This is a genomic window from Pseudomonas sp. R4-84 (genome assembly GCF_054130985.1).
Map to the genome: position 1 here is coordinate 2525219 of NZ_CP096390.1, position 12619 is coordinate 2537837.

Consider the following 12619-nt stretch of genomic DNA (forward strand, 5'->3'; position numbering starts at 1 on the left):
GAGGAGGTGGGTGTGAAAAAAATGCCTGGATACCGTCAAACCCCGGTAGAAGCGGCTTGCCAGCCGATTAATTTTTTTTCATCCGGTTCGTTCTCAAGGTAGGCACATCCGCGTTGAAGCGCGGCGCATGTGAACTTCCAGGCCGGGGCGGACGTACAAGGGCGTATCGGCGGCCGTCCTGGTTTTTGTACGCTATCGATCAGGAGTGAGTGTGGGAATGTCCGGGCAGTTATCGAGGTTTTGCCTTGCCGGTGTCTTGCTGGGGATGTCCCTGGGCTTGAGTGCCGTTGTCAGCGCACGAGGCGAGGCCGGGCAGGCCACTGCCGAAATTCGTCGCACCAGTTTTGGCGTGCCGCATATTCGCGCCCAGGATGAGCGGGGATTGGGATACGGCATCGGCTATGCGTACGCCCAGGACAACCTATGCCTGTTGGCCAATGAGATCGTGACCGTCAACGCCCAACGCTCGCGCTATTTTGGTCCGGAACAGGTCACCGTCGAGCAGCGCGAGAATCGTGCAAGCGACGTGTTTTTTGCGTGGCTCAACACGCCCCGGGCGGTTTCCGGTTTCTGGCAGGCGCAGACGCCCCAGGTCCAGCAGTTGGTGGAAGGTTATGCCGCCGGCTACAACCGCGCGCTGGCTGAGCGCAAGGCCAAAGGCCTGCCGGAACAATGCGCAAGCGAGTGGGTGCGGCCAATCACCGCGCTGGATATTGTCAAGCTCACCCGGCGCCTGTTGGTGGAGGGTGGCGTCGGCCAGTTCACCGAGGCGTTGGCCGGGGCGCAGCCGCCCAAGGCTACGGCAGACGCGGGGGGCTCGGCGTCCGGTTTCGCCATCGCGGCGCAACGGCAACAGCGCTTCGCCCTGGAGCGCGGCAGTAACGCCCTGGCTATCGGCAGCGAACGCTCGTTCAATGGGCGCGGCATGCTGCTGGCTAATCCGCATTTCCCGTGGGTGGGAGGCATGCGTTTTTACCAGATGCATTTGACCATCCCCGGAAAGCTGGACGTGATGGGCGCGGCGTTGCCGGGCCTACCGATGATCAATATCGGCTTCAGCCGGCACTTGGCCTGGACCCATACCGTCGATACGTCCAAGCATTTCACCCTGTATCGGCTACAACTGGACCCCAAGGACCCGACTCGCTACCTGGTGGATGGCAAGTCCGTTGCCATGAGCCAGCAAACGGTCACGGTGGACATCAAGCAGGCCGATGGGCAGGTCAAGCCGGTCTCCCGTGTGGTCTACGGTTCGCAGTTCGGACCGATCGTGCAATGGCCCGGGAAACTGGATTGGGATAACCGGTTCGCCTATAGCCTTCGGGACGCCAACCTGGAAAACGACCGGGTGCTGGCGCAGTGGTACGCGATGAATCGAGCCGACACGCTCAAGGATCTGCAAGAGGCCGTTCATGGCATTCAGGGGATTCCCTGGGTCAATACCCTGGCCGTTGATGACCAGGGACAAAGCCTCTATATGAACGTCTCGGTGGTGCCCAACGTCGATGCCGGCAAGCTTGCCCGATGCAGCGACCCCAAGGCCGGGCTGCGGCTGATCGTGCTGGACGGTTCACGCGGCGAATGCGCCTGGGATGTGGACCCCAAGGCGGTGCAGAAGGGTACCTATGCGGCGGACAAGCTCCCGCAACTGTTGCGCCGCGATTATTTGCAGAACTCCAACGATTCGGCGTGGATGGTCAATCCGTCGCAGCCGTTGGCCGGTTATTCCCCGGTGATCAGCCAGCAGGACCTGCCACTGGGCCTGCGGGCGCGTTTTGCCCTGGACCGACTGGGACAACTGGAAAAGGCGGGGCCGGTAACGGTGAGCGATTTGCAGGGCATGGTCATGGACGACCGGGTGTACCTGGCCGATCAGGTCATGCCGGACCTGCTGGCTTTCTGTGCCGAGAAGCTGGGGCCCGATGCACCGGCCCTGACGCAGGCATGCAGCCAGCTCAAGGCCTGGGACCGTACCGCCAGCCTGGACAGCGGCGTGGGGTTCGTCCATTTCCAGCACATCATGCAGGCATTGCAGGCGGCGCCGGGCATCTGGCGGGTCGCGTTCGACCCGAACGATCCGCAACATACCCCGCGCGGCCTGGCGATCGAAGCATCGCCAGTGGCTGATGCGCTGAGCCAGGCCATGGTCGCATCGGTCCAAGCGGTGGACGCTGCGGGACTGCAAGCGGATAGCCAATGGCGGGACGTGCAGGTGACCCGCAGCGGCGACCGCCGGATACCCATTCACGGTGGACCGGGCGAGCTGGGCATCTATAACGCCATCCAGAGCATGCCGGGCGCGAACGGCCAGCGGGAAGTGGTCAGCGGCACCAGTTACCTGCAAGTGGTGACGTTTGACGGCAACGGACCCAACGCACAGGGACTCTTGGCGTTCTCACTGTCCAGCGATCCTTCATCGCCCTATTCGGCGGACCAGACCCAGGCATTCTCGAAGGGGCAATTAAGTGTGCTGCCTTTCTCTGAACAGCAGATCAAGGCCGACCCGCATTACCAGGCCCAGACCATCCATGAGGGCGAGCAGGCGGGCAGGGTGGCGACGCAATAGCCGCGGGAGCAATCAGGCCGCGTCCCCAAGGGAGGCGGCCTATGTCAGTTTCGGGTAGGACGAGCGATGGCGTTCAATACCAGGTTGCCGTCGCTGTTCTGTGTCAGGTACACCGGCAAGACCTTGGGCAGCGAAGGCACCAGGTTCTTCACTTCGTTCAGGTTGTAGTTTCCACCGATGCGCAGAGTGCCCGTTGCGTTGTCCGCCAGCATCACGGGACGGTCGAGGTAGCGGTTGATCAGCGGCAGCGCGTCGGACAGGGCCAGGTTATCCAGCACCAGCTTGCCACTTCGCCATGCCAGCGAGCTGTCATCGAGGGCGACGTCACGAACCTTCGGCTGGAAATCGCCAGCCCTGTAGCTCGCCTGCATCCCAGGTGACAGTTGCTGGCCGCCCGCTTTGGATGCCCGATGGCTGGTTACCCACACGGAACCTTCCACCAGCGTAACCCGCACTTGATCCTGGTACATCCACACGTTGAAACGGGTCCCGGTCACGCGCACCTGGCCCTGGCCTGCTCGAACGACGAAGGGGTGGCGGCTATCGTGGTGGACATCGAAAAACGCTTCGCCTTTTTTCATCGTGACCCGGCGTTCGTCCTTGTAGTTGGCAAACACCAGCTCGCTTGCGAGGTTGAGCTCTACCTGACTGCCGTCATCCAGAGTGATGTGACGCACGCTCGTACCTGCCTCGAATCGCTGGTAGGCGTTGGGCAACCACCCCATGTTCCAACCGGTAAAAGCAGCCAGGGGCAGGCCGAGGGCAAGCACCGTCGCCGCGATCGCCATGGAGCCGAAGCGAGACCGCGGGCGCTGGGTCGCAGGGATGGCCATTGGCTCGACGCGCGGCAGATGCTCGGCAACGCCCCAGATTTCCAGCATGGCTGCGTATTCAAAGGCGTGCAGCGGATCGGCGTCGTGCCATTGCTTGAACGCCAGCCGTTCGGCATCCGTGCAGTCGTCCGCATGCAGACGCATGCACCAATGCGCGGCCGCATCGGTGATGGCATCGTATTCGGCTTCCGGGAGTGTACGTTCGGTCATGGGCTCTTCCTGGTTTGCCGCATTCTAACCCTCGGGGCCCATTGCCGAGAACAGGGATGATGGCATTTGCACGGCATGCATCGGTTTTCCGTTGGTCAGACGTAGGAGCGTCCAGGTCCGGGTCGTACTGTCGCACACATGCCGTGAAAAAAAGATCAACGGCCTTGGCATGCCCAGGGCTCAACGCACTCAAGTGGAACGCGATGGACTCGGATCGAGCTGGCGCCCCAATTCACAAATCAGCAGCGTGACCGAATCGGCGTTACGGAGTATGACGTCGATGCGCTTGTCCGGCAAAACCGGGTTCAAGAACGCGTTTCGTGCTTCGTCCATGCTCCGTGTGTCGGTGACTTTCAAAATGGCCTTGGCAATGTCTTTATACATTGGCAACAACTCCAGCCTCTTGTAGCTGTTGTCGGTACTGTCCCACTGTCTGAACAGCTTGGATTTTGCCGTGCCCAGGGAGAGCCCATTGAGTTGCAGCTCCTTCTGCGTGTCATAGCGTGTTTGCCCCAGGTGGGTCGAGGTTGAAATCAAGTCGGGAAACGGCAGCGCAGCGTCCAGGTAGATGATGTCGATCGTGTCGATGAGCTGATGGGATATCTCGTGGATAAGCGTCGCGCCTTGGGCATGCGCGTCGACGTTGAAGAACGCCGGCACCACGGTCTTGTACCAGTCCAGCCCCGGTTCGAAGAAAAACTGCGTCAGGTAGATTCGCCCGCGGGCCGCAGGTTCGAGCACAAATGCGGTTGCCCGGTCTTCCAGGTATTTCAAATTGCCAATGACGATACGGCTGGCGTTCTGCTGTTCCCAGGTGGGGTCGGCCAACGCCCTGCATATCGGGAAAATGGCGGTCTCCACTTTGCCGATCAGGGCGCTGTCGACCTGTCGGACCCCAAAGAACGACATCAGGAAGCTATCCAGCCGAGAACCTGGCAAAGGCTGCTTTTTGAACTGCTCTAGATTGAGCAAGGCGTTCAGCGAATAGAATCTGGCGGTTTCCAATGCCTGTACGATGACGTTGGCGCGATAAGGAGACTTCTTGCGTATCTCAGCCATCCCGCGCGCTTCGATGTTCAAGGATCCCTTTGCCTTGAAGTCGCTATAGGTCACCGCCATTTTCGACCCCGCCTTGCCGAAACGAATGGTCTGTCGCTGTGGGTCGATTGCCCATGTCGTTTCGTTGGCGCTATACCTCAGCAACGGGCCTTCGTCATCACCGTGGATAATGCGCCAGCCCCGGCCGGCCCTTGCCACTTGATAGACCTTGCCGGCCAGGGGCACGTTGAACTTGCCGCCGTCCTTTGATTCATAGGTGCCGTCGGCCCGGTTCTGCTGGAGCGCCCAGAGGCTGATGCCTATGGCTTCGAAGGCCTGTAAGTCGGTGCGCAGTGGCGCGGTGCAGGCGATTTCCTGCCACCCGGGCGTCGAGGAGCCGCTTGGCGAGGCCGGTTCGGCGGGATCGAGAAGGCCGAATGTATCGTCGCGATTGAGCAAACCCAGCGACACCATTTCCGCGGCGCCGGCGATGAAATCATGCAGGCCGGTTTTCCAGTCGTGCTGCTGCAGGGCTTCGGCCGAACCCTTGAAGTCCTGATAGCTCTCCCAAAGCGTTTCCAGGAACGTCAACCTGGCCGGTAGCTGCCTACCCACCAATCCGATCCCAGAACTGAACAGGTGCAGCACCGTTGCCCAGTCGAATGGGCGATGGTCCTGGTTCTTCGTGCCCAGCATATCCAGTAGCAACGTCGCGTTGTCGTTGTACAGGGTTTCGAATACATCGGTGTCGATCGGATTCGAAGCGAGGGTAATCTCCGACAGTTGCCCGAGGGTGGCGGCAAACAGATTCCGGAAGGTGGCTCGCTGGTCTTCGGGCAGCCGGCGGACCAGCAGGTCCTGAAGCGCGCCGGGGGCATTGAGGGCGGCGACGATGCTTGGTTCATCCTTGAACTCGGCCAGGGAATGCCCCTCGTGGTAGGGAGCATATAAAACATGAGGGTCCGCCGGATCGGCGCTCGAGCTGATCACATAGAGCCCGAGCGCCCTTACCGTGGCGGCGCCGCCGGTCTTGATCAGCTCCAGTGGACGTATGAACGCACCGGCACCCCTGACCGCTCGACGGGCGATGGCGTCCGGCATGTCCAGGACTTGGAGGATCAAGTCGAACGCCTTCGGGGAAATGTGCTGTTGCAGAAGACGTGAGTGGGCGTATTGCAACAATTGCCATGGCAGCTGCTGGCGAAAGCGTCGCTTCCTGGGCTGGACATCGGAAATTGCGCCGCAAAGCGCTTGTTTCACCTGATGTTTGTAAGTGCTCTGGATATCGAGCGACGACAACATCTGCCGCACCGCCAGTTCGTTCAGGCTGTCTGGCAATGATTGCGTGGAGGTCGAGGAAACCTTGAAGCCCTTGCTGGTGACATCGATGGGGTGCAAGGCAAAGTCGGTCAATGAACTGGCAGGGCCGACCACCGCCAGGTTTGGCGTGATCTGGATGGTTTCGGGGTTGAGTCTGTCCTCGGGGAAACGTGCGTCCAGCAGTGCTTGCAGACGATTTTGCACGTAGGTACGCAGGGGTTCGATGCCGTCCAGGTAATCCTTGCCATCGGCTACGCTGCTTTTGTATTGCTCCAGGATCTCGACGTGCAAACGTTGATCCTCGAGGGGGGCAGCGCCGAGCCAGGCGGGCAGTTTCTGCCGGTATTTGCTGGCCTGGGCGATGGCCGTGGCGCGTTTCAGGTTGGTGGGCGCTCCTTTTTCCAGTAGGGCTTCAAGACCGTTTGCCAGTGCCGAGCGGGTCAGTTGCCAATCCCCGCTTTTCAGGACACTCAGGTAGGCGTACTCAGTCTCGAAAAGGTGGATGAACGAGGTCATTCGATTCATCAGCACGTTGTCTTCGATCAGTTCGTAGGTGTCCAGTTGATAGCGTCGGTGGGGCTGGCGCTGGGCGGGGGGAAGGTTGGACAGCAAGCCAAATCGCCTGCGGGAATCGAGCAATTGCCGATTCAATTGTCGAGTGGCCAGGTCGACCGAGGCGAATGCCTGTAGCCCGTCGGCAGGTGTCCAGACGATCGCCATGCCCGAGTACGGCGTATCGAGGCCACCACGCTCGGTCAATAGAAAGCAGTTGGCCAGTGGCAGCGAGATGGCGACGCCGGACGATGCGCACGTCAGTTTCAATGAATAAACGTCTGGCCGGAATCCCCTGACGCCGATGCGCCGCCGGCGATCCGGGTAGTCGGGGTCGAAGGCGAACACCGTCGTGATCAGTTCATGGGCGATTGTCGGCAGCGTGGCGTCGATCGAGCGTAGATCAGCCTCTGCGCGAATCCCCACTGAAAACACATTGGTCAATTGTGGAAGCAATTGCCTGAGTCCGTTTTGAAGCGAAGACCGGAGAAACGATGGCAGCCTGGAAAATTCGCTAGCGAAGGCGCCTTCCACGTCGATGTAGCTCTTGGCCTTTCTTTCCATCTGATCGGCCAGGAAGTTGGAAAGTCGCAATTTTCCATGGAAAGCGGGCTGGGTCCCCCAATGTCCGGCGGTCTTTTGATTGAGTAGCTTGTTGCTGATGAAGGCTCGTATGTCGAGGGCCTTGTCGACCAGTGCATGGACATTCACCCGGCCCTGGCGGGACATTTGCAGCGCATACCGCAGATTGTGCGTCTGTTTGTCGATGATCGCGCCAGCCAATGAATCAGCGATAGGCATGTCTATCGGTTCGCCGCAAATTTTCGGATGCTCGAAACCCAGGAGCCGGTTGCGCTCGTCCAGGTCCAGCAGGCTGTAGATCGCCTCCTTCTGCTCGGGCGTGCTGACCAGCGCTTCTTTGAATCCAAGGTAATTGCCAACGACTTGAAGGCCGTCGGTGGGCGTGTAGAGGTAATGACCTTGCCCGCTGACCATCAGCGATCCAGCGAGCTCCACGAAGTTAGGTGCATATTCCCAGAGGCGCACCGTCTCGATGAACAGCACTGCCTCGTCCCGGCGCGACGGCCTGAACAGCCGAAGCAACTCGCGGCCCTGGGCCTCCGTCAGCTGGTTTTTTTCTCGTTTGATCAGAATGGCCGCCCACAGGGCGTCCTGAATGAATTGGGCCAGGAATTGGCGCCGAGATGTGTGGAAGGGGCCGCTGGTGTCCCAGAACGCGTTGACACGATCGATCAGCTTCGGGATCAGCCTTATCGCCGCACCCTTGATGATCGCTTCCCACTCCTGTCCGGAATAGGACGACGCAGGCGTGTCAGGGTGGGTCAGGTCGGCAAGATGCCCGGCTGGCCAGCCTTGATGGTGGAAATAGACCAGCACCGCCTCGCTCAGGGGAATGCTTTGGGTGACATGAATCGCCTCGGGCGCCTGGGTGTAGTCGATCCTGGACAGCGCAATGCGTACCTGCCTGGGATCGAGGCCGGGTAGCGCGTCGCCCAGTATCTGGTCCAGCAGCGTCGCGAGCGGGGGCAACTTGACCAATTCCTCCACCATGGACAGCACGTTGTGGTGTTGGGCATGTTCGATGGTGTTGAGTTGAGTCTCGAAAACGTCCCCGTCGATGGCCTGCCAGGATTGTTCGATATCCGTCGTGCCCTTCAGTTCGCTGCGCTGGGCAATCGACAGGAGCCGAAACAGATTGTTGCGATCGCGGTTGTCCAGCAGTGTCTGGTCAATCCAGGCCCGGAGCGCTGCGGGACTGTCGAACTTGCGAACCCCGTCCCATGGCGTGTACAGGAATGTTGGATCGACGGCGGTATCGCCGCGTCTGGGCGTGGTTCGCAGGCAGAAGCAGCCAGCCAACGCAATGGCCGGCTTGCCTTCGGCGCTAAGCTGGATGGTCTCGGCGATCATCGGAGGCGTCTGTGCGGCGCGTTGCGCATGGGTGGGCAGCGAAACGTTTTGCAGCCAGTCGAGGTCGGCCTGCGTCAGGCCATGGTGTGCCTCCAGCTCATCCAAGCCCTTGGCGGCCAACAGCTGGGGAAATAATAACGGCAGTGCTGCTGTGCTCATCGTCGCTTCTCGTCAGGGCAGGCCAATGCGGCGTCCCGGTGGATGAAGCGGCCAGACTAGGCCACGCTGAAAGGGCACAGGTGGTACATAGTTACCGCATGGACGATGGGCGTGTCTGCCAGGCTCGCTGGCGAACGCCCCGGCCCAAAGGGTTGCTTGCGCAAAGGTTGACAGCGCGCTCATGGGGCAGTGTTAATCAGCCCAAGTCTTGTCGTTTCAACGCTGTTGCTACCTCCTACAATCACTCAGGAGCTTCAGATGTCCGCGCTTCCCGATCACACCGGTCCTTGCACGTTATCCCTTGACGCCTTGGTTGGGCTGTTGGAGCAGATCTTCCTGCGCCACGGCACATCGGCAGAGGTCGCCCGCACCCTCGCCGAAAACTGCGCCGCAGCCGAGCGCGACGGGGCCCATAGCCATGGAGTTTTCCGCATGCCGGGTTATGTCTCCACGCTCAAAAGCGGTTGGGTCGACGGCCGAGCCGTGCCGGTGGTCGAGGATGTCGCCTCAGGTTTCGTACGGGTGGACGCCGGCAATGGCTTTGCCCAGCCCGCTCTGGCGGCCGCGCGGCCCTTGCTGGTGGAAAAGGCCCGCAGCGCCGGTATCGCGGTGCTGGCGATCCGCAACTCTCATCATTTCGCGGCGCTTTGGCCGGACGTCGAGCCGTTTGCCTATGAAGGGTTGGTGGCACTGAGCGTTGTCAACAGCATGACCTGCGTAGTGCCTCATGGCGCGGACCGCCCCTTGTTCGGCACCAACCCCATCGCTTTCGCCGCGCCACGCGCCGGTGGCGAGCCGATCGTCTTCGACCTTGCCACCAGCGCCATCGCCCACGGCGATGTGCAGATTGCCGCGCGCAAAGGCGAGCTGCTGCCGCCGGGAATGGGGGTGGATAGCCTGGGCCAGCCGACCCGCGACCCGAAGGCAATTCTCGAAGGCGGGGCGCTCTTGCCATTTGGTGGGCACAAGGGGTCGGCGTTGTCGATGATGGTCGAATTGCTGGCGGCGGCGTTAACCGGGGGCAATTTTTCCTTCGAGTTCGACTGGCGCAATCACCCCGGCGCCAAAACGCCTTGGACTGGGCAATTGTTGATCGTGATCGACCCCAGCAAGGCCGCCGGGCAAGGATTTGCCGAGCGCAGCCAGGAACTCGTCAGGCAGATGCACGGAGTGGGGCTGCGCCGTTTGCCTGGTGATCGTCGGCACCGGGAGCGCGGCAAGTCCACAGAACAGGGCATCACGCTGGATGAGCAGGCGTACGCTCAGTTGCGGGAACTGGCGGGAGCGTAGACCGAAGGCCAGTGGTTTTTTCATGGCAAGGGAGCGGTCTCCCTTGCCATGGGTCGGTGCTCAACGTCGCCCGAGCAATAACCCCACCACGAGGCCAAACCCCGCGGAAATAGCAACAGTCTGCCAAGGGTGCCCGCCAATATAGACTTGCGTTGCATCGACCATCGGCCGCGTGCGCTCCCGGGCGCTGGCAACCGCATCCAAAGCCTGTTGCAGTTTCAGGGCGATCTGGCCGCGCAGGTTTTCAGCATCCTCGCCGACCAAGGACGCACTGCTCTTGAGTAATTTTTCCGACTCTTCGATCAATGCCTTCAGTTCGCTGAAGGCTTGATCCTTGATTTGCTCTCCGTTCGGTTGCGCGGCGCTTTTACGGGCCATTGAGGTGCTCCTTGAGGATGGATGGCAGTGAACAGTGGAGTGCCACGCTTCGGTAAAAGTTGCAGCGCCAGGGGTGCGTCCGTACAGCGCAGGGCCAATTCGGTGTTAAGCCGTTTCCCCGCAAGGTGTAAGATGCCGCCTATTTACGCAACAGGAAATTCCCCATGAGTTTCAATCTGGCTGACAGGCCCCTGGCCGAGCGCGCCGCGCTGGAAGACGAAAAATCCCGGCTCTTCGAACTTTGGCAAAACAACCTGGGCAAGGCCAAGGGCGACGCCGCCCGGTTGTTCGGCGAGCGTTCCAAGCGCAAGGGCAAGTGGGCCGAATGGGTACGCGCCGAACTGGACGGCATGTCGCCTCCGGAATACGCCAACATGGTGCGCAGCGAGGTCAATCGACTGATGGCCGCCAATAAATAAAAACTTACGCAAAGGTCGCGATGATCGCCTCGCGCACCTTGTCCACCGCCAGGTCCTTCTGCCCGTGGGTCCGCGACCCCAGCTCGATGGGATAGCGCGGCAAGGCCAGCGGGCAGGGCACCAATGCCAGGCCGCTGAGCTGGGCGATGGCGCGGGCGGCATGGTCTGGGATGGTCGCCACGGCCTGGCTGTCCTTGAGCAGGAACGGCAGCGCCGCAAAATGCGTGGTCGAGGCACATACTCTTCGTCGCAGGCCCAGCGCGGCCAGCCCCTCATCGGTGATGCCGATGAAGCCGCCGGACGACACCAACAGATGCTCCCGCGCGACGAAGGCTTCGAGGGTAAGGTCCTGCTGGCCCGCTGCCAGACTGGCCGGATCCATGAGGCAAGCGTAGCCACCTTCGCCGAGGACCCTGCGACTCAGCAGCCGTTCGGTAAATCCCCCCGCCGTAATCGCCAGGTCCAGACTGCGCTCCATCAAGGCCCTGCCGACGATCTGGCTATGGGTCTGGCGAAAGATCAAGCGCAGGCCCGGCGCCCGTCGTGCCACTTCCTCTATCAGGCGGCGTCCATAGGCGATCTCGAAATCATCGGACAAGCCGAGGATGACGGATCGACCTTCGTAGTGGCTGGCGCCAGGATCGACCATTGCCAGGCTCTGGCGGCACTTGTCCAAGGCTTCACTGATGACGGGTTTCAACTGGTTGGCGCGCAAGGTAGGGGCCAGGCCCCGACCCGTGCGCACGAACAGCTGGTCGTCATAAATGCCGCGAAGCCTGCGCAGCGCCGCACTGATGGCGGACTGGGTGACCCCCAGGCGCAACGCGGCGCGGCTTGCGCTGGATTCGTCGTGCAAGGCTTCGAAGGTTTTCAGCAGGTTAAGATCGACGTCGACGATATTCATTTGGCTCATATCTTTTAGCAGCGTTTCGGGCTTTATTGATGATCGGCCGTGGCGTGAAAATCAGCAACACCTGAAACCACGGAGTTCAAGACCATGCCCAAATCCATCGTCGCTGCCCTGCAAATCGGCTCGCTACCGGGTGGCAAAGCCGAAACACTGACGCAGATCCTTTCCTATGAAGAGGCGATTCGCGACGCGGGCGCTCGTTTGGTCGTAATGCCGGAGGCGCTGCTGGGTGGTTATCCCAAGGGCGAGGCTTTTGGAACGCAACTGGGCTATCGGCTACCGGAAGGACGCGAGGCGTTCGCTCGCTACTTCGCCAACGCCATCGACGTACCTGGCGTCGAGACGGAGGCATTGGCCGGCCTGTCGGCGCGCACCGGGGCAAGCCTGGTGCTGGGTGTTATCGAGCGGGCCGGCAATACCTTGTATTGCACGGCCCTGTACTTCGAGCCCGACGCCGGCTTGGTGGCCAAGCACCGTAAACTGATGCCCACCGGCACAGAACGGTTGATCTGGGGCAAGGGCGACGGTTCGACTCTGCCGGTGATCGACAGCCAGGTGGGTCGCGTGGGCGCGGCGGTGTGCTGGGAAAACATGATGCCGCTGCTGCGCACGGCGATGTATGCCAAAGGCGTCGATGTCTGGTGTGCCCCAACGGTGGATGAGCGGGAGATGTGGCAAGTGAGCATGCGGCATATCGCTCACGAAGGTCGTTGCTTCGTGGTCAGTGCCTGCCAGGTCCAGGCATCCCCCGAGGCGCTGGGAGTCGAAGTGGCTAACTGGCCGGCACAACGGCCATTGATCGCCGGCGGCAGCGTGATCGTTGGCCCCATGGGGGACGTGCTGGCTGGCCCGTTGAAGGGTACCGCCGGGTTGCTGACCGCTGAAATCGACACCGACGAATTGGTGCGTGCGCGCTATGACTATGATGTGGTCGGCCACTACGCCCGGCCCGACGTGTTCGAACTGGTGGTGGACGAGCGGGCCAAGCCGGGCGTGCGCTTCACTGCATGAG

8 protein-coding genes are annotated in these 12619 nt (G+C 61.2%); 4 read left to right on the forward strand and 4 right to left on the reverse strand.

What is annotated here, in order from left to right; translation table 11 throughout:
* The first annotated feature begins 217 nt into the window (after positions 1 to 217).
* Positions 218 to 2566, forward strand: coding sequence for a bifunctional acylase PvdQ (pvdQ, locus tag M1D68_RS11615; protein WP_457970432.1), 2349 nt, complete (start codon positions 218 to 220; stop codon positions 2564 to 2566).
* Positions 2567 to 2610: 44 nt separating this feature from the next.
* Here pvdQ and M1D68_RS11620 read toward each other — a convergent pair whose 3' ends face one another.
* Both M1D68_RS11620 and M1D68_RS11625 read right to left on the reverse strand, forming a co-directional pair.
* Positions 2611 to 3609, reverse strand: coding sequence for a FecR family protein (locus M1D68_RS11620; protein WP_457970434.1), 999 nt, complete (start codon positions 3607 to 3609; stop codon positions 2611 to 2613).
* A 189-nt stretch (positions 3610 to 3798) separates the two neighbouring features.
* Positions 3799 to 8091: a dermonecrotic toxin domain-containing protein gene (locus tag M1D68_RS11625; RefSeq protein ID WP_457970707.1), complete on the reverse strand. Its 4293-nt coding sequence runs from the start codon at positions 8089 to 8091 to the stop codon at positions 3799 to 3801.
* Positions 8092 to 8868: 777 nt separating this feature from the next.
* Between M1D68_RS11625 and M1D68_RS11630 the strand changes: the two genes are divergently transcribed.
* Positions 8869 to 9900 carry an Ldh family oxidoreductase gene (locus tag M1D68_RS11630; RefSeq protein ID WP_420766821.1) on the forward strand — a complete coding sequence of 344 codons (1032 nt, stop codon included), beginning with the start codon at positions 8869 to 8871 and terminating at the stop codon, positions 9898 to 9900.
* A gap of 60 nt (positions 9901 to 9960) precedes the next feature.
* On the opposite strand, the gene M1D68_RS11635 is transcribed toward M1D68_RS11630, so the two are convergent.
* Positions 9961 to 10278 (reverse strand): DUF883 family protein, encoded by a 318-nt coding sequence (locus M1D68_RS11635; RefSeq protein ID WP_420766822.1) that lies wholly within the window; start codon positions 10276 to 10278, stop codon positions 9961 to 9963.
* Positions 10279 to 10442: 164 nt separating this feature from the next.
* Between M1D68_RS11635 and M1D68_RS11640 the strand changes: the two genes are divergently transcribed.
* The gene (locus M1D68_RS11640) at positions 10443 to 10697 is read left to right on the forward strand and encodes a hypothetical protein (RefSeq protein ID WP_039591001.1); all 255 of its coding nucleotides are present in this window, start codon (positions 10443 to 10445) and stop codon (positions 10695 to 10697) included.
* A 4-nt stretch (positions 10698 to 10701) separates the two neighbouring features.
* On the opposite strand, the gene M1D68_RS11645 is transcribed toward M1D68_RS11640, so the two are convergent.
* Entirely contained in the window at positions 10702 to 11610 is a 909-nt protein-coding gene (locus M1D68_RS11645) for a LysR family transcriptional regulator (protein ID WP_420766823.1), read from the reverse strand.
* A gap of 84 nt (positions 11611 to 11694) precedes the next feature.
* Between M1D68_RS11645 and M1D68_RS11650 the strand changes: the two genes are divergently transcribed.
* Entirely contained in the window at positions 11695 to 12618 is a 924-nt protein-coding gene (locus M1D68_RS11650; protein WP_434563888.1) for a carbon-nitrogen hydrolase family protein, read from the forward strand.
* Position 12619: the final 1 nt, after the last annotated feature.

Bases quoted from the DNA above. Each gene is read 5' to 3' on its own strand.
- pvdQ (WP_457970432.1), top strand. From the start codon at position 218: ATGTCCGGGCAGTTATCGAGGTTTTGCCTTGCCGGTGTCTTGCTGGGG.
- M1D68_RS11620 (WP_457970434.1), bottom strand. From the start codon at position 3,609: ATGACCGAACGTACACTCCCGGAAGCCGAATACGATGCCATCACCGAT.
- M1D68_RS11625 (WP_457970707.1), bottom strand. From the start codon at position 8,091: ATGGTGGAGGAATTGGTCAAGTTGCCCCCGCTCGCGACGCTGCTGGAC.
- M1D68_RS11630 (WP_420766821.1), top strand. From the start codon at position 8,869: ATGTCCGCGCTTCCCGATCACACCGGTCCTTGCACGTTATCCCTTGAC.
- M1D68_RS11635 (WP_420766822.1), bottom strand. From the start codon at position 10,278: ATGGCCCGTAAAAGCGCCGCGCAACCGAACGGAGAGCAAATCAAGGAT.
- M1D68_RS11640 (WP_039591001.1), top strand. From the start codon at position 10,443: ATGAGTTTCAATCTGGCTGACAGGCCCCTGGCCGAGCGCGCCGCGCTG.
- M1D68_RS11645 (WP_420766823.1), bottom strand. From the start codon at position 11,610: ATGAGCCAAATGAATATCGTCGACGTCGATCTTAACCTGCTGAAAACC.
- M1D68_RS11650 (WP_434563888.1), top strand. From the start codon at position 11,695: ATGCCCAAATCCATCGTCGCTGCCCTGCAAATCGGCTCGCTACCGGGT.